This is a genomic window from Streptomyces sp. NPDC093546 (genome assembly GCF_044765045.1).
In the GTDB taxonomy this organism is placed as follows: domain Bacteria; phylum Actinomycetota; class Actinomycetes; order Streptomycetales; family Streptomycetaceae; genus Streptomyces.
On the sequence record NZ_JBIWJG010000003.1, the window covers coordinates 402,178 to 417,697 of the forward strand.

A 15,520-nucleotide genomic window follows, 5' to 3' on the forward strand; every position below is an offset into this window, starting at 1 on the left:
GCTCAACGCAGAGTCGGTACGTCGCCGCCGTCCGCACGCGTCAGCGTGACACCGGCGAGGCCCCGCAGCCGGTGCTCGGCGACACGGGCCAGGGCCGCCTCGTCCGGCGGGGTGGCGCCCAGGCCGATCGCGTAGCGGCCGGGGGCGAACGGGCGCGGCCACGCGTGGGCGTCCGGGGCGCCCGCGGCCTCCAGGTCGGACAGCAGGGCGCGCATCCGCCCCCGAGTCCGGCCCAGTTCGGCGTCCGGCACGGTGAGGACCGCCCACGCCGCGTGGCGGCGGTGCAGGGGCGGCGGGGCCGGCAGCTCGGACCACGCGGCGGACGCGGTGGGGGAGGCCTCCAGGATCTCCCAGGCGCGGAAGAGCTCCTGCGTCAGCAGGTCACGGCCGCCCGGGCTCACCTGCTCCGTGCAGGGCCGCACCGGCGCGGTCGGCGTGAGGACCACCACCGGCGGTCGCGGGGCCGTGACCGGGCCGTCGCCCACCGGCTCGCGCCAGTCCCAGGCCGCCCACGTGGCGAAGAAGCGCCGGAGCAGATCCTCCGGTGACAGGCCGTCGTCCCCTGCCTCCCGTACCGTACGGGCCGCCAGGACGCACCACGCCAGGCCCGGCAGGCCGCCGAAGGGCGCCGCGTCCAGACCGCGCGCCCGCGCCCACGCCTTCACCTCGCGGGCGAGGCGTACGAAGGCCTCCCGGCGCGGTCCCGGTGCCGGGAGCAGCGCGTCCGCGTCGCTCACCGCGCTCAGCGCGACCGCGGCCGCTTCCGAGGGCCGAGCCGTGTCCACGAGCACCAGGTCGACACCCAGGTCCCCGACCCGCAGCCGCAGGCCCGGCACCCGGGCGCCGACCACCTCCCGTACGCCGTCGGCCTCGGGGAACGCCGCCACCAGTCGGTCGCGTACGTCCCGTGCGTCCCGTACGCCGGTGAGCCCCGGCGCCGCCGCCACCAGGTCCAGGTCGGCGCCCTCCAGGGCGCAGCCCATCCGCCGCGAGCCGACGACGTGCACCGCGGCCTCGGGCAGCGCCTCCGACACGCGGGCCGCGACCTCGCGGGCGTGCTCGGCGCGGCGCGGGTCCTCCGGCCGCGGGACACCCGGGCCGGGGTCCTCGGCCCAGCGCACCTCGCCCGTGCCCAGCGCGACCGTCGCCCGTACCCGCATCGGCTCGTCGCCGCGCCGGGACAGCAGCACCAGCTCGCCCACGCGCGCGGTCAGCGGCCCGGGCAGGCGGCGCGCGCACGCGGCGGCGACGGCCTGCGGGTCGGCGGTCCTGCCCAGAGTGAGATGGGGCGTGAAACCGGACCGGCGATCCCGGCAGCGCGGGAAGCGCCGCTCCAGTTCGCTCCGCAGCCTCGCCCACGGCTCCTCGCCCGCCGCGGCCGGGTCCAGCCACACGGTGGCGTCCTCCCGGTGCCCGAAGGTGTGCACGCCCTCCAGCCGGGCCTCGAAGGGCGGCACGGCGGCCGCCGCCTCGGCGAGCAGGGGTACCGCGCGCTCGAAGGCGTACTCCGGTACGAACCCGAAGAGCAGGTTGACGTGCGGTGGCCGGCGGTCGATGTGCGGGTCGTGGTCCTCGCGCACGGCCTGGACCGGCGGCCACAGCTCGCGGGGCGGCAGCCAGGCCACCGCCGTGCGGGCCGTCGGCCGCGCGTCGAGGACACCCGAGACGGCCGGTCCGTCGAAGCCTCCGTCGAAGCCGAGGTCGGCCTGGACGGCGTAGTGGTCGGAGACGTACAGCCCGTCCGCCGTGGGGGAGTCGCCGCGCAGCACCGCCGCGTCCACCCGCAGCCCGTCGGCGCGCAGCAGTACGCGGTCCAGCCGGGAGGCGCGGCCGGTGAGCGACGAGACGGCCGCCAGGGGGTTGACCCCGGGGTCGAACGTCGGCGTACCGTCCGCCGCGCCGTGCACCTCGCTCCAGGCGTCGCGCATGCCGAGCGTGCGGGCGGGGGTCTCGCCGCCGTCGTTGAAGTCGCCCACCAGGACCACCGGGGCCTCGGTGCCCGCGAGCCCCTCGGCGATCCGGGCCAGCTCCGCGTCCCGCCGCGCCGCGCCGTCGGGCGAGTGGTCGCTGCTGAGGTGCGTCGCGGCCACGACCAGCGGACCCGTGGCCGTCTCCACGACGACGGCCGCGACCGCCTTGTGCGGCCCCAGCACGTGCAGGCCCGCCTCCCGCACGGGCAGCCGGCTGAGCAGCAGCAGCCCGCACTCGGCGACGTCCGGCCCCGCCGGGTCGGTGCCCAGCGTGTACGCCTCCCGCACCCACGGCGCGTCCAGCAGCAGGCGCAACAGCCCGGCCTCGACCTCCTGGAGGGCGATGACGTCGGCGTCCGCCTCCTCCAGCGCCGCGAGCAGCAGCGGGCGGCGCCGGGCGCTGTCGATGCGGTCGCTGTCGTACCGGTCCCACAGGGTGTTCCAGGTCAGCACGCGCAGCCCGGCCGCGGCGGGCGTGCCGCGCGGCGCCGTGGCGGACCAGTCGCCGTCGTCGCCGTCGTACGCGTACGGCGTCCGCGCCGCGAAGAACGGCGCCCGCAGCAGCCGCGGATCGCGCACCCGCCCGGCCTCGGTCGCGTCGATGCGGTCCACGCCCGTGGAGCGGTCCCAGACGATCTCGCCGTCGGCCTCGAAGAACAGCACCCGGTGCCACGGGATGTCCCCGCCGGGGACGAACGCGGACAGCGGCATCCGCTTCGGGCCCACCCCGGGGTCCCGCCGCCGCACGCCCACCACGAACCGTGCCGGGTCGAACCGCGCGTCCCACAGCACCCGGTGGTAGATCTCCTCGCTCGTACGCATGCCTCTTGCCTCACGCCTCGTCTTCCACTGTGCCGCTCGCCCCGACGTACCAGGTGCGGTGCGCCTGGCCCGGGTACGGCGGCACGAACCGGCGCAGCTGGCCGGCGAGCACCTCAGCCGGCACCGCGTGCGTCCGGTGCGCGTTGCGGCGCGCGAGCTCGGCCTCGTCGACCAGCGCCACCACGTGCGTGACGAGCGCGTCGCGGCGGTGCGCGACCGCGTGCACCAGGGACCGCTGGTGCGGGTTGAGGGACGTGGCGTCCCACACCACGGTGCCTCCGGCGGCGAGGGCCGTGTCGAGCCGGTCGAGGCCCTCGCGCAGGACGGCGCCGTTGTCCCGCTGGTCCGCGCGGGAGCCGCGCGCCGCGCGCAGTTCGTCGAGCGACACGTACGCGCCCGGGGCCACGCCCGGCAGCCGGTGTCCGAAGGTGCTCTTCCCGCTGCCCGACGGCCCGACCAGGTGCACCAGCCTCGGGAAGTCCCCGGACCGCCACCGCCAGGTCGCCGCGACCGCCTCCTCGACGGTCGCGATCCGCCCCAGCGCGTACGCCTCACGGGCCTGCGCCACGCAGCGGTCGGCCGCGTCGGGGTCGGCCAGGTCGGCGAAGGCCTCCCGCAGCCCGTCGAGCGGCTTGGCCTCTTCGGAGTGGAGCGCGGACCACTCCACCTGCTCGCGCGCCTCGGCGGTGTCCGCGAGCGCCCCGGCCACGGCGTGCAGGACGCCGAGGTCGGCGGCGTACGACAGCCGCAGGAGCCCGGCGCGCCGCTCCTCGTCCGGGTACGGCCGCTGCAGCCCCGGGTACAGCCCGACCAGATCGCCGACGCGCCGCGCCAGCGGCATGCCCAGCGGCGCGACCAGCCCCGCCGCGAGCCGCGCCCTCGGATGCCGGTGCAGCAGCGCGGCGAGCACCCCGGCGAGCCGGTCGTCGCCCGACCGGCCGAGCCCGTCGAGCCGCGCGGCCGCCTCCGAGGCGGCCCGGCCGTCCGCGCCCTCCGGAAGGCCGACCGCGGCCGCGAGCGCCTCGCCGTCGGGCGCCGCCCCCGACCGGACGTCCCACAGCGCGGCGCGCGGACCGAGCCCGTTCTCCACGACGGCGGCGTACATCCAGTGCGCGTCGGTCGTCACGTGCCGGGGCCGCACCCACTTCGCCACCCGCCGCGCGAACTCCCCGTACCCGAAGCCCTCGACCGTCCGCACGACGTACCCCTCCTGGCGGCCGGTGTCGAGGCTCCGGCTCAGCGCGCGCAGCGCCCGCTCGTCGAAGGTGCCCCGCCACAGAACCGGCGGCGCGGGAACCCCCAGCCGCCGCAGGAACGCCACGGTCCGGTCCCAGTCCAGACACCGGTCCCGGTCGTCCCACACCGAGAATCCGTAGAACCAGCTCTCCAGATCGCCGTACGCGATCGAGTGCCGCGCGTACGTGTTCTCCCCGCACACCCGCCACCCCGCAGGGATGCGGGCGGCGATCCGCCCCTGCAGGCCCTTGACCCAGGCCCGCGACGGATGGTGCGCCGAGTCGAGGGAGCGGGCGTGCAGCCCGTCGGCGTACAGGGTCGTGTTCTCGCCGTCGAGCTTCTCGGTGACGACGACCTCCCGGCCCACCAGCCCGGCGAGGTCCCCAGCCCGCACATCGTCGGCGGCGGCGCCGGGGGACCAGGGCAGGTGGGGCGTGCGGGGGTACGACGTACGCACGCTTCCCCCCGGTTTCCTCGCTTGATCGCCGACTCCGTACCGTAAGCGCCCTCTCCGGCGCCGCGCACGCGGATATCGGCGGCCACCGTCAGCGTTCGCGCTCCCACGTGGGCCCCGAGGGCTCCCCGAGGGCTCCGCGCGGTGTCCACCTCGAGCGGTCGACGCCTCGCGCCCCGCGCTCGGCAGGGACCGGGCGCGGGGCGCGAGGGGTGGTGCCGTGGAGTGCGGGCGGGCTACTTCAGCTTGTACGAGCAGGGCTTGGCGATCTTGCCGCCCCCGTTGTCCGCGACCTGCTTGCCGTCCACCGTGATCGTGCACGCCGCGGCCGTCAGCGTCCCGTCCTCGCCCTGCGAGTGGCCCGGCGTGACGATCACCAGCCGGCCGACCTGCTTCTCCGCGCCCTCGGGCGTGATGGTGGCGGTCTTCTTCCAGGGCAGCGTCACCGTCTCGGTCTTCGACTCGTCGAGGGTGTACATGATCATCGTCTGACCCTTGCCGGTCACCTCGATGGTCACCTCGTGCGACGCGCCGCCCTGCTCGGCCGGCTTCTCGGCCGGCTGCCCCGCCGGCTGCGACGCCGCCGGGTCCTTCCCGGCGTCCGTGCCGCCCTTGCCGCTGCCGCCGCAGCCCGTCAGCAGTGCCGCCGCCAGGGCGAGCGCGACCGCCGTCGTCGTCTTGCGCACCATTTCCCCCATGATCCGGTTTCGGGTTTCCGGGCGGTGACCCCGCCCGGGACGGCCAGCGATCATAGTGGGAGCTCCGTACGAGGCCGGCCCCGGCCGCCCCGGCCGGACCGCGGGGTTCCGCGTGCCGCGGTTTGACACGCAACCCCCGCGGGGTAATCTCTTCGGCTCGATTGGCGTCGGCCAGGCCCGGTGTGGCAGACTGTCCGGGTTGCTCGGTTGAGTGCCGATGCTGCGCGCCTCCCGCCGGGAGGACCGGAAGCGAGTCCCACAGTACTCGTCGCCTCTGATCAGGGGCGGACGTACGGGAATCTTCCGGGAAGCGTCAGCGGGGCGCCGACCAGGCACCCGGTGGCCAGACGCGTCCATACGTCGATCCCCGGTCTCGCGGTCCACAGGCCCGCACCCCCTCGGTTGGGAAATCCTTCGGGATATCTGCGTAGAGGGAGTGCGACACGCCCGACCGCGTGGGTCGGAGATCAGGACAGGGCGCGGACCCACCAGGTACCAGAGCGTTACGAGAGACAGGACTACTGAGTAGCCATGGCGGGACAGAAGATCCGCATCCGGCTCAAGGCCTACGACCACGAGGTCATCGACTCTTCGGCGAAGAAGATCGTCGAGACGGTGACCCGTACCGGTGCGTCGGTCGCGGGCCCGGTGCCGCTGCCCACTGAGAAGAACGTGTACTGCGTCATCAAGTCGCCGCACAAGTACAAGGACTCGCGCGAGCACTTCGAGATGCGCACGCACAAGCGCCTCATCGACATCCTCGACCCCACGCCGAAGACGGTTGACTCGCTCATGCGCCTCGACCTGCCGGCCGGCGTCGACATCGAGATCAAGCTCTGAGGTGACGCGCGAGATGGCTAAGAACATTAAGGGCGTCCTGGGCGAGAAGCTCGGCATGACCCAGGTCTGGGACGAGAACAACCGGGTTGTCCCGGTGACCGTCGTCAAGGCCGGGCCCTGCGTCGTCACCCAGGTCCGCACGAACGACACTGACGGCTACGAGTCGGTCCAGATCGCCTTCGGCGAGATCGACCCGCGCAAGGTGAACAAGCCCCTCAAGGGTCACTTCGCCAAGGCCGACGTCACCCCGCGCCGCCACCTGGTGGAGATCCGCACCGCTGACGCCTCCGAGTACACGCTCGGCCAGGAGATCACCGCTGAGGTCTTCGAGGCGGGCGTCAAGGTCGACGTCACCGGCAAGAGCAAGGGCAAGGGCTTCGCCGGTGTCATGAAGCGCCACAACTTCCGTGGCCTGGGCGCCGGACACGGCACCCAGCGCAAGCACCGCTCGCCCGGTTCCATCGGTGGCTGCGCCACCCCGGGCCGTGTGTTCAAGGGCCTCCGCATGGCGGGCCGCATGGGCAACGAGCGGGTCACCACCCAGAACCTGACCGTCCACGCCGTTGACGCGGAGAAGGGTCTGCTCCTGATCAAGGGTGCGGTCCCCGGTCCGAACGGCGGCCTCGTCCTGGTCCGTACCGCGGCCAAGGGGGCCTGAGGTAACGATGAGCACCATTGACATCCTTTCGCCGGCAGGCGACAAGGCCGGTACCGTCGAGCTCCCCGCGGAGATCTTCGACGCGAAGACCAGCGTTCCGCTGATCCACCAGGTCGTCGTCGCACAGCTGGCCGCTGCCCGCCAGGGCACGCACAAGACCAAGACCCGTGGCGAAGTCCGCGGTGGCGGCAAGAAGCCGTACCGCCAGAAGGGCACCGGCCGCGCCCGTCAGGGCTCGACCCGCGCCCCGCAGTTCGCCGGCGGTGGCGTCGTCCACGGCCCCGTGCCGCGTGACTACTCGCAGCGCACCCCGAAGAAGATGAAGGCCGCCGCCCTCCGCGGTGCCCTCTCGGACCGGGCGCGTCACTCCCGCATCCACGTCGTCTCCGGCGTGGTCGAGGGCGAGATCTCCACCAAGGCCGCGAAGACGCTGTTCGGCAAGATCTCGGAGCGCAAGAACCTGCTCCTGGTCGCCGAGCGCTCCGACGAGGCCGCGTGGCTGTCCGCCCGCAACCTGCCCCAGGTGCACATCCTGGAGCCGGGCCAGCTGAACACGTACGACGTGCTCGTCTCCGACGACGTGGTCTTCACCAAGGCCGCCTTCGAGTCCTTCGTGTCTGGCCCCAAGGCCGCTGACAACGAGGGGAGCGAGGCCTGATGGCCGAGATCACCAGCAAGACCTTCACGGACCCGCGCGACATTCTCGTCAAGCCGGTTGTCTCCGAGAAGAGCTACGCGCTGCTGGACGAGAACAAGTACACGTTCATCGTCGACCCGCGCGCGAACAAGACCCAGATCAAGCAGGCCGTCGAGGCGGTCTGGTCGGTCAAGGTCGTTGGGGTCAACACGATCAACCGCCAGGGCAAGCGCAAGCGCACCCGCACCGGTTTCGGCAAGCGCGCCGACACCAAGCGCGCCATCGTGACCCTTGCCGAGGGCAGCCGAATCGACATCTTCGGCCAGGCCTCCTAACGGAGTGCCCTGGTCCGAATATCGGACGAGGACTGAGAAATGGGTATCCGCAAGTACAAGCCGACGACTCCGGGCCGTCGTGGCTCCAGCGTCGCCGACTTCGTCGAGATCACGCGGTCCACGCCGGAGAAGTCGCTGGTCCGCCCCCTGCACAGCAAGGGCGGCCGTAACAACACCGGTCGTGTGACCGTCCGTCACCAGGGCGGTGGCCACAAGCGCGCCTACCGCGTGATCGACTTCCGTCGTCACGACAAGGACGGCGTGCCGGCCAAGGTCGCTCACATCGAGTACGACCCCAACCGCACCGCGCGCATCGCTCTGCTCCACTACGCGGACGGCGAGAAGCGCTACATCATCGCTCCGCGTGGCCTGAACCAGGGCGACCGGATCGAGAACGGCCCCGCGGCCGACATCAAGCCGGGCAACAACCTGGCCCTGCGCAACATCCCGGTCGGTACCACGATCCACGCGATCGAGCTCCGTCCCGGTGGCGGCGCCAAGTTCGCCCGCTCCGCCGGTGCCTCCGTGCAGCTGCTCGCGAAGGAGGGCTCGATGGCCCACCTGCGCATGCCGTCCGGTGAGATCCGTCTGGTCGACGTCCGCTGCCGCGCCACCATCGGCGAGGTCGGCAACGCCGAGCAGTCGAACATCAACTGGGGCAAGGCCGGCCGCAAGCGCTGGCTGGGCGTTCGCCCGACCGTCCGTGGTGTCGCCATGAACCCGGTCGACCACCCGCACGGTGGTGGTGAGGGCAAGACCTCCGGTGGTCGCCACCCGGTTTCCCCGTGGGGTCAGAAGGAGGGTCGTACTCGTTCTCCCAAGAAGGCGAGCAACAAGTACATCGTCCGCCGCCGCAAGACGAACAAGAAGCGCTAGGAGCGGGTTTAGATGCCGCGTAGTCTCAAGAAGGGGCCCTTCGTCGACGACCACCTGATCAAGAAGGTGGATTCTCAGAACGAAGCCGGCACCAAGAACGTCATCAAGACCTGGTCCCGTCGCTCGATGATCGTCCCGGCCATGCTCGGCCACACGATCGCGGTGCACAACGGCAAGACCCACATCCCGGTGTTCGTCACCGAGTCGATGGTCGGCCACAAGCTCGGCGAGTTCTCGCCGACGCGCACCTTCCGGGGTCACGTCAAGGAAGACCGGAAGTCGAAGCGCCGCTAGTAGCGGGGTGAAAGACCATGACGAACGTGTCAGACACTGAAGGGACAACCATGGAAGCCAGGGCCCAGGCGCGGTACATCCGCGTCACGCCCATGAAGGCCCGCCGCGTGGTGGACCTCATCCGTGGCATGGACGCCACGGAGGCTCAGGCGGTCCTGCGTTTCGCCCCGCAGGCCGCGAGCGTGCCGGTGGGCAAGGTGCTGGACAGCGCCATTGCCAACGCCGCGCACAACTACGACCACACGGACGCCTCTTCGCTGTACATCAGCGAGGCGTACGTTGACGAGGGCCCGACCCTGAAGCGGTTCCGTCCGCGTGCTCAGGGCCGTGCCTACCGGATCCGCAAGCGGACCAGCCACATCACCGTGGTCGTCAGCAGCAAGGAAGGAACCCGGTAATGGGCCAGAAGGTAAACCCGCACGGGTTCCGGCTCGGCATCACCACCGACTTCAAGTCGCGCTGGTACGCCGACAAGCTGTACAAGGACTACGTCAAGGAAGACGTCGCCATCCGTCGGATGATGACGTCCGGCATGGAGCGCGCCGGCATCTCGAAGGTGGAGATCGAGCGCACCCGTGACCGTGTCCGCGTGGACATCCACACCGCGCGTCCGGGCATCGTCATCGGCCGCCGTGGCGCCGAGGCCGACCGCATCCGCGGTGACCTCGAGAAGCTCACGGGCAAGCAGGTCCAGCTGAACATCCTCGAGGTCAAGAACCCCGAGGTCGACGCTCAGCTCGTGGCCCAGGCCGTTGCCGAGCAGCTGTCCTCCCGCGTCTCCTTCCGCCGCGCCATGCGTAAGAGCATGCAGTCGGCGATGAAGGCGGGCGCCAAGGGCATCAAGATCCAGTGTGGCGGCCGTCTCGGCGGCGCCGAGATGTCCCGCTCGGAGTTCTACCGCGAGGGCCGTGTGCCGCTGCACACGCTCCGCGCGAACGTCGAGTACGGCTTCTTCGAGGCCAAGACGACCTTCGGCCGCATCGGCGTGAAGGTCTGGATCTACAAGGGCGACGTCAAGAACATCGCCGAGGTCCGCGCCGAGAACGCCGCTGCCCGCGCCGGCAACCGCCCGGCCCGTGGTGGCGCTGACCGCCCCGCCGGCCGTGGTGGCCGCGGTGGCGAGCGTGGCGGTCGCGGTCGCAAGCCGCAGCAGAACGCCGGCGCCGAGGCCCCCAAGGCCGAGGCTGCCGCCGCTGCTCCGGCTGAGAGCACCGGAACGGAGGCCTGACCGACATGCTGATCCCCCGTAGGGTCAAGCACCGCAAGCAGCACCACCCGAAGCGCAACGGTATGTCCAAGGGTGGCACGCAGGTTGCGTTCGGCGAGTACGGCATTCAGGCCCTCACCCCGGCCTACGTGACCAACCGCCAGATCGAGGCCGCGCGTATCGCGATGACCCGCCACATCAAGCGTGGCGGCAAGGTCTGGATCAACATCTACCCGGACCGTCCGCTCACGAAGAAGCCTGCCGAGACCCGCATGGGTTCCGGTAAGGGTTCCCCGGAGTGGTGGATCGCGAACGTCAAGCCTGGTCGGGTGATGTTCGAGCTGTCCTACCCGAACGAGAAGATCGCGCGTGAGGCCCTGACTCGTGCCGCCCACAAGCTGCCGATGAAGTGCAAGATCGTCAAGCGCGAGGCAGGTGAGCTGTGATGTCGGCCGGTACCAAGGCGTCCGAGCTGCGCGAGCTGGGCAACGAGGAGCTTCTCAACAAGCTCCGCGAGGCCAAGGAAGAGCTGTTCAACCTCCGCTTCCAGGCGGCGACCGGGCAGCTCGAGAACCACGGTCGGCTCAAGTCCGTCCGTAAGGACATCGCCCGGATCTACACCCTGATGCGCGAGCGCGAGCTGGGCATCGAGACGGTGGAGAGCGCCTGATGAGCGAGAGCAACGTGACTGAGAACAAGGAAGCGCGCGGTTTCCGCAAGACCCGTGAGGGTCTGGTCGTCAGCGACAAGATGGACAAGACCGTCGTCGTCGCCGTCGAGGACCGCGTCAAGCACGCGCTGTACGGCAAGGTCATCCGCCGTACGAACAAGCTCAAGGCGCACGACGAGCAGAACGCCGCGGGTGTCGGCGACCGCGTCCTCCTCATGGAGACCCGGCCGCTGTCCGCGACGAAGCGCTGGCGCGTCGTCGAGATCCTCGAGAAGGCCAAGTAATTTTGCGGGGGACTGACGCCCTCACCGGCTCAGTCCCCGCATGCCCCTCGCTGAGGCGTCACTGCCCCAGCATTTAGTTCCGCCAGGCTCGGCAGGGCCTTCGCAGGCCCTGCCGGGAACCGGCAGACGATCAGGAGATAGACGTGATCCAGCAGGAGTCGCGACTGCGTGTCGCCGACAACACTGGTGCCAAGGAGATCCTTTGCATCCGTGTTCTCGGTGGTTCCGGTCGCCGCTACGCGGGCATCGGTGACGTCATCGTCGCCACCGTCAAGGACGCGATCCCCGGTGGCAACGTGAAGAAGGGTGACGTCGTCAAGGCGGTCATCGTTCGCACCGTCAAGGAGCGCCGCCGCCAGGACGGCTCGTACATCCGCTTCGACGAGAACGCCGCCGTCATTCTGAAGAACGACGGCGACCCTCGCGGCACCCGTATCTTCGGCCCGGTGGGCCGTGAGCTGCGCGAGAAGAAGTTCATGAAGATCATCTCGCTCGCGCCGGAGGTGCTGTAAGCATGAAGATCAAGAAGGGCGACCTGGTCCAGGTCATCACCGGTAAGGACAAGGGCAAGCAGGGCAAGGTCATCGCGGCCTTCCCCCGCGAGGACCGCGTCCTGGTCGAGGGTGTCAACCGGGTCAAGAAGCACACCAAGGCCGGTCAGACCGCTCGCGGTTCGCAGACCGGTGGGATCATCACCACCGAGGCCCCCATTCACGTGAGCAACGTTCAGCTCGTCGTGGAGAAGGACGGCAAGAAGGTCGTGACCCGCGTCGGTTACCGCTTCGACGACGAGGGCAACAAGATCCGCGTTGCCAAGCGGACGGGTGAGGACATCTGATGGCTACCACCACCACTCCGCGTCTGAAGACGAAGTACCGCGAGGAGATCGCGGGCAAGCTGCGTGAGGAGTTCTCGTACGAGAACGTCATGCAGGTCCCGGGCCTCGTCAAGATCGTGGTCAACATGGGTGTGGGCGACGCCGCCCGCGACTCCAAGCTGATCGAGGGCGCCATCCGCGACCTCACCACGATCACCGGTCAGAAGCCGGCCGTCACCAAGGCCCGCAAGTCCATCGCGCAGTTCAAGCTGCGTGAGGGCCAGCCGATCGGTGCCCACGTCACGCTCCGTGGCGACCGCATGTGGGAGTTCCTGGACCGCACCCTGTCGCTCGCGCTCCCGCGCATCCGCGACTTCCGCGGCCTGTCCCCCAAGCAGTTCGACGGCCGTGGCAACTACACCTTCGGTCTCACGGAGCAGGTCATGTTCCACGAGATCGACCAGGACAAGATCGACCGTGTCCGGGGTATGGACATCACCGTGGTGACCACGGCGACCAACGACGAAGAGGGCCGCGCGCTCCTCCGTCACCTCGGCTTCCCCTTCAAGGAGGCGTAAGCGAGATGGCGAAGAAGGCTCTCATCGCGAAGGCTGCCCGCAAGCCCAAGTTCGGCGTGCGCGCGTACACCCGCTGCCAGCGCTGCGGTCGTCCGCACTCCGTCTACCGCAAGTTCGGCCTGTGCCGCGTGTGCCTCCGTGAGATGGCTCACCGTGGCGAGCTGCCGGGCGTGACCAAGAGCTCCTGGTAATCCCTTAGTTGGGATGACCGGAGTCTCTCGGTAAGCATCTGGTCCGGCAGGAGCCCTTCCCCGCATGTCGTAGGCTTGTGGGGTTGGGCGCCTGCCGCCCGTACGACTTACTACGCCGTAGGTCCCCGCGCCGCACCCGTCCCGCCCATGAGTGGGGAGAGGGATGGCGCACATAGGAAACCCCGGCGAGAGAGGCCGAAGGCCAATTCATGACCATGACTGATCCGATCGCAGACATGCTTACGCGTCTGCGGAACGCGAACTCGGCGTACCACGACACCGTGACGATGCCGCACAGCAAGATCAAGTCTCACATCGCGGAGATCCTCCAGCAGGAGGGCTTCATCACGGGCTGGAAGGTCGAGGACGCCGAGGTCGGCAAGAACCTCGTCCTCGAGCTCAAGTTCGGCCCGAACCGTGAGCGCTCCATCGCGGGCATCAAGCGGATCTCGAAGCCCGGTCTCCGGGTCTACGCGAAGTCCACCAACCTGCCGAAGGTCCTCGGCGGCCTGGGCGTGGCGATCATCTCCACGTCCCACGGTCTCCTGACCGGCCAGCAGGCGCAGAAGAAGGGCGTGGGTGGGGAAGTCCTCGCCTACGTCTGGTAGTCGGGAACGGAGGAAAAGCCAATGTCGCGTATCGGCAAGCTCCCCATCACGGTTCCCGCCGGTGTGGACGTCACCATCGATGGCCGTACGGTCGAGGTGAAGGGCCCCAAGGGCACCCTCACCCACACCGTCGCCGCCCCGATCGAGATCGTCAAGGGTGAGGACGGCGTTCTGAACGTCACCCGCCCGAACGATGAGCGTCAGAACAAGGCCCTCCACGGCCTGTCCCGCACGCTGGTGGCCAACATGATCACCGGTGTGACCCAGGGGTACACGAAGGCGCTCGAGATCAGCGGTGTCGGTTACCGCGTCGCCGCGAAGGGCTCCAACCTGGAGTTCCAGCTCGGTTACAGCCACCCGATCCTGGTGGAGGCCCCCGAGGGGATCTCCTTCAAGGTCGAGTCGCCGACCAAGTTCTCGGTCGAGGGCATCGACAAGCAGAAGGTCGGCGAGGTCGCCGCGAACATCCGCAAGCTGCGCAAGCCCGACCCGTACAAGGCCAAGGGCGTGAAGTACGCGGGCGAGGTCATCCGCCGCAAGGTCGGAAAGGCTGGTAAGTAGGCCATGGCATACGGTACGAAGATCGCCAAGGGCGACGCTTACAAGCGCGCTGCTAAGGCGCGTCGCCACATCCGTATCCGCAAGAACGTCTCGGGTACGGCGGAGCGTCCGCGCCTCGTCGTCACCCGGTCCAACCGCGGCATCACCGCTCAGGTCATCGACGACATCGCGGGTCACACCCTGGCGTCGGCGTCCACCCTGGACGCGTCCATCCGCGGCGGCGAAGGCGACAAGTCGGCGAAGGCGAAGCAGGTCGGCCAGCTCGTGGCCGAGCGTGCCAAGGCCGCCGGCGTCGAAGCTGTCGTGTTCGACCGTGGCGGCAACCGCTACGCCGGGCGCATCGCCGCCCTGGCGGATGCCGCCCGTGAAGCCGGCCTGAAGTTCTGAGCCGGTTCCGCACGTAGGAAGACTAGGAAGGAAAGTCCAATGGCTGGACCCCAGCGCCGCGGAAGCGGTGCCGGTGGCGGCGAGCGGCGGGACCGGAAGGGCCGTGACGGCGGCGCTGCTGCCGCCGAGAAGACCGCGTACGTTGAGCGCGTCGTCGCGATCAACCGCGTCGCCAAGGTTGTGAAGGGTGGTCGTCGCTTCAGCTTCACCGCGCTGGTCGTGGTGGGCGACGGTGACGGCACCGTGGGTGTCGGTTACGGCAAGGCCAAGGAGGTGCCGGCCGCCATCGCCAAGGGTGTGGAGGAGGCCAAGAAGCACTTCTTCAAGGTCCCCCGTATCCAGGGCACCATCCCGCACCCCATCCAGGGTGAGAAGGCGGCGGGCGTCGTCATGCTCAAGCCGGCGTCCCCCGGTACCGGCGTTATCGCCGGTGGCCCGGTGCGTGCCGTGCTCGAGTGCGCCGGCGTTCACGACATCCTGTCGAAGTCGCTCGGCTCGTCCAACGCGATCAACATCGTGCACGCGACCGTGGAGGCCCTGAAGGGCCTGCAGCGTCCCGAGGAGATCGCGGCTCGCCGTGGTCTGCCCCTCGAGGACGTCGCTCCCGCGGCTCTCCTCCGTGCGCGTGCCGGGGCGGGTGCGTAATGGCTCGCCTCAAGATCACGCAGACGAAGTCGTACATCGGCAGCAAGCAGAACCACCGCGACACCCTGCGTTCCCTTGGTCTCAAGGGCATCAACACGCAGGTCGTCAAGGAGGACCGCCCCGAGTTCCGCGGCATGGTGCACACCGTCCGCCACCTCGTGACGGTCGAGGAGGTCGACTGACATGGCGGAGCAGAACCCGCTGAAGGTCCACAACCTCCGTCCCGCCCCGGGCGCCAAGACCGCCAAGACCCGTGTGGGTCGTGGTGAGGCGTCGAAGGGTAAGACGGCCGGTCGTGGTACGAAGGGCACGAAGGCCCGTTACCAGGTTCCGGAGAGCTTCGAGGGTGGCCAGATGCCGCTCCACATGCGTCTCCCGAAGCTGAAGGGCTTCAAGAACCCCTTCAAGACCGAGTACCAGGTCGTGAACCTGGACAAGCTGGCCGCGCTCTACCCCGAGGGTGGCGAGGTCACCGTTGCCGACCTGGTCGCCAAGGGTGCCGTGCGCAAGAACCAGCTCGTCAAGGTCCTGGGCCAGGGCGACATCTCCGTGGCGCTGCAGGTGACGGTCGACGCCGTCTCCGGCTCCGCCAAGGAGAAGATCACCGCCGCGGGCGGTACCGTCACCGAGCTCGTCTGAGACGACTCGATGGCTTGAACATCCGACCGGGGATGCCTCTCAAAAGGGGCATCCCCGGTTGGTCGTTCCTAGGGGGGCATGTCCGCCGGTAAGGTGGCGTGCACTGTGTTGCT

At 70.0% G+C, this 15,520-nt stretch carries 24 protein-coding genes; 21 read left to right on the top strand and 3 right to left on the bottom strand.

The features are described 5' to 3' along the window. Window positions 1-2: 2 nt before the first annotated feature. The 3 genes from ACIRNI_RS08340 to ACIRNI_RS08350 all read right to left on the bottom strand — a co-directional run bounded on the left by ACIRNI_RS08340 (window position 3) and on the right by ACIRNI_RS08350 (window position 5,171). Complete coding sequence (locus ACIRNI_RS08340) at window positions 3-2,792, bottom strand: poly(A) polymerase (RefSeq protein WP_403549466.1); 2,790 nt, start codon at window positions 2,790-2,792, stop codon at window positions 3-5. Window positions 2,793-2,802: 10 nt separating this feature from the next. Continuing rightward, the gene (locus ACIRNI_RS08345) at window positions 2,803-4,485 is read right to left on the bottom strand and encodes an RNA ligase family protein (RefSeq protein ID WP_403549468.1); all 1,683 of its coding nucleotides are present in this window, start codon (window positions 4,483-4,485) and stop codon (window positions 2,803-2,805) included. Between the two features lie 233 nt (window positions 4,486-4,718). Next, window positions 4,719-5,171, bottom strand: coding sequence for a hypothetical protein (locus ACIRNI_RS08350; RefSeq protein WP_403549470.1), 453 nt, complete (start codon window positions 5,169-5,171; stop codon window positions 4,719-4,721). A gap of 540 nt (window positions 5,172-5,711) precedes the next feature. On the opposite strand from ACIRNI_RS08350, the gene rpsJ reads away from it, so the two are divergent. The 21 genes from rpsJ to rplO all read left to right on the top strand — a co-directional run bounded on the left by rpsJ (window position 5,712) and on the right by rplO (window position 15,407). Beyond that, window positions 5,712-6,020: a 30S ribosomal protein S10 gene (gene rpsJ / locus ACIRNI_RS08355; RefSeq protein ID WP_003948644.1), complete on the top strand. Its 309-nt coding sequence runs from the start codon at window positions 5,712-5,714 to the stop codon at window positions 6,018-6,020. Between the two features lie 13 nt (window positions 6,021-6,033). Beyond that, entirely contained in the window at window positions 6,034-6,678 is a 645-nt protein-coding gene (rplC, locus tag ACIRNI_RS08360; RefSeq protein ID WP_315876824.1) for a 50S ribosomal protein L3, read from the top strand. Window positions 6,679-6,685: 7 nt separating this feature from the next. Next, complete coding sequence (gene rplD, locus ACIRNI_RS08365; protein WP_355353904.1) at window positions 6,686-7,336, top strand: 50S ribosomal protein L4; 651 nt, start codon at window positions 6,686-6,688, stop codon at window positions 7,334-7,336. After that, entirely contained in the window at window positions 7,336-7,650 is a 315-nt protein-coding gene (gene rplW / locus ACIRNI_RS08370) for a 50S ribosomal protein L23 (protein ID WP_355353907.1), read from the top strand. The genes rplD and rplW overlap by 1 nt, the downstream gene beginning before the upstream one ends. Before the next feature lie 39 nt (window positions 7,651-7,689). Beyond that, window positions 7,690-8,526, top strand: a complete 837-nt coding sequence (gene rplB / locus ACIRNI_RS08375; RefSeq protein ID WP_355353910.1) for a 50S ribosomal protein L2 — start codon at window positions 7,690-7,692, stop codon at window positions 8,524-8,526. Window positions 8,527-8,538: 12 nt separating this feature from the next. Continuing rightward, a complete protein-coding gene (rpsS, locus tag ACIRNI_RS08380; RefSeq protein WP_041665437.1) occupies window positions 8,539-8,820 on the top strand; it encodes a 30S ribosomal protein S19 in 282 nt (93 codons plus the stop codon). Window positions 8,821-8,870: 50 nt separating this feature from the next. After that, window positions 8,871-9,218 carry a 50S ribosomal protein L22 gene (gene rplV / locus ACIRNI_RS08385; protein WP_030685471.1) on the top strand — a complete coding sequence of 116 codons (348 nt, stop codon included), beginning with the start codon at window positions 8,871-8,873 and terminating at the stop codon, window positions 9,216-9,218. Then, entirely contained in the window at window positions 9,218-10,048 is an 831-nt protein-coding gene (gene rpsC, locus ACIRNI_RS08390) for a 30S ribosomal protein S3 (protein WP_355353915.1), read from the top strand. The genes rplV and rpsC overlap by 1 nt, the downstream gene beginning before the upstream one ends. A gap of 5 nt (window positions 10,049-10,053) precedes the next feature. Beyond that, a complete protein-coding gene (gene rplP, locus ACIRNI_RS08395) occupies window positions 10,054-10,473 on the top strand; it encodes a 50S ribosomal protein L16 (protein ID WP_030494257.1) in 420 nt (139 codons plus the stop codon). Continuing rightward, window positions 10,473-10,697, top strand: a complete 225-nt coding sequence (rpmC, locus tag ACIRNI_RS08400; RefSeq protein WP_015035581.1) for a 50S ribosomal protein L29 — start codon at window positions 10,473-10,475, stop codon at window positions 10,695-10,697. Before rplP ends, rpmC begins: the two co-directional genes overlap by 1 nt. Then, window positions 10,697-10,981 carry a 30S ribosomal protein S17 gene (gene rpsQ / locus ACIRNI_RS08405; RefSeq protein ID WP_039656223.1) on the top strand — a complete coding sequence of 95 codons (285 nt, stop codon included), beginning with the start codon at window positions 10,697-10,699 and terminating at the stop codon, window positions 10,979-10,981. The genes rpmC and rpsQ overlap by 1 nt, the downstream gene beginning before the upstream one ends. 143 nt (window positions 10,982-11,124) lie before the next feature. Beyond that, the gene (rplN, locus tag ACIRNI_RS08410) at window positions 11,125-11,493 is read left to right on the top strand and encodes a 50S ribosomal protein L14 (protein WP_003956455.1); all 369 of its coding nucleotides are present in this window, start codon (window positions 11,125-11,127) and stop codon (window positions 11,491-11,493) included. Between the two features lie 2 nt (window positions 11,494-11,495). Further along, window positions 11,496-11,819 carry a 50S ribosomal protein L24 gene (gene rplX / locus ACIRNI_RS08415; protein WP_031076675.1) on the top strand — a complete coding sequence of 108 codons (324 nt, stop codon included), beginning with the start codon at window positions 11,496-11,498 and terminating at the stop codon, window positions 11,817-11,819. Beyond that, window positions 11,819-12,376: a 50S ribosomal protein L5 gene (rplE, locus tag ACIRNI_RS08420; protein WP_004984522.1), complete on the top strand. Its 558-nt coding sequence runs from the start codon at window positions 11,819-11,821 to the stop codon at window positions 12,374-12,376. The genes rplX and rplE overlap by 1 nt, the downstream gene beginning before the upstream one ends. Window positions 12,377-12,381: 5 nt before the next feature. Next, window positions 12,382-12,567, top strand: coding sequence for a type Z 30S ribosomal protein S14 (locus ACIRNI_RS08425; RefSeq protein ID WP_003956452.1), 186 nt, complete (start codon window positions 12,382-12,384; stop codon window positions 12,565-12,567). 209 nt (window positions 12,568-12,776) lie between these two features. After that, entirely contained in the window at window positions 12,777-13,175 is a 399-nt protein-coding gene (rpsH, locus tag ACIRNI_RS08430) for a 30S ribosomal protein S8 (protein WP_031076677.1), read from the top strand. A 21-nt stretch (window positions 13,176-13,196) separates the two neighbouring features. After that, the gene (rplF, locus tag ACIRNI_RS08435) at window positions 13,197-13,736 is read left to right on the top strand and encodes a 50S ribosomal protein L6 (protein WP_010473939.1); all 540 of its coding nucleotides are present in this window, start codon (window positions 13,197-13,199) and stop codon (window positions 13,734-13,736) included. A 3-nt stretch (window positions 13,737-13,739) separates the two neighbouring features. Beyond that, complete coding sequence (gene rplR, locus ACIRNI_RS08440; protein ID WP_403549473.1) at window positions 13,740-14,123, top strand: 50S ribosomal protein L18; 384 nt, start codon at window positions 13,740-13,742, stop codon at window positions 14,121-14,123. Window positions 14,124-14,162: 39 nt separating this feature from the next. Beyond that, window positions 14,163-14,768, top strand: coding sequence for a 30S ribosomal protein S5 (gene rpsE, locus ACIRNI_RS08445; protein ID WP_355353929.1), 606 nt, complete (start codon window positions 14,163-14,165; stop codon window positions 14,766-14,768). Continuing rightward, window positions 14,768-14,950 carry a 50S ribosomal protein L30 gene (rpmD, locus tag ACIRNI_RS08450; protein WP_010473936.1) on the top strand — a complete coding sequence of 61 codons (183 nt, stop codon included), beginning with the start codon at window positions 14,768-14,770 and terminating at the stop codon, window positions 14,948-14,950. The genes rpsE and rpmD overlap by 1 nt, the downstream gene beginning before the upstream one ends. A 1-nt stretch (window position 14,951) precedes the next feature. Next, entirely contained in the window at window positions 14,952-15,407 is a 456-nt protein-coding gene (rplO, locus tag ACIRNI_RS08455; RefSeq protein ID WP_355353932.1) for a 50S ribosomal protein L15, read from the top strand. Window positions 15,408-15,520: the final 113 nt, after the last annotated feature.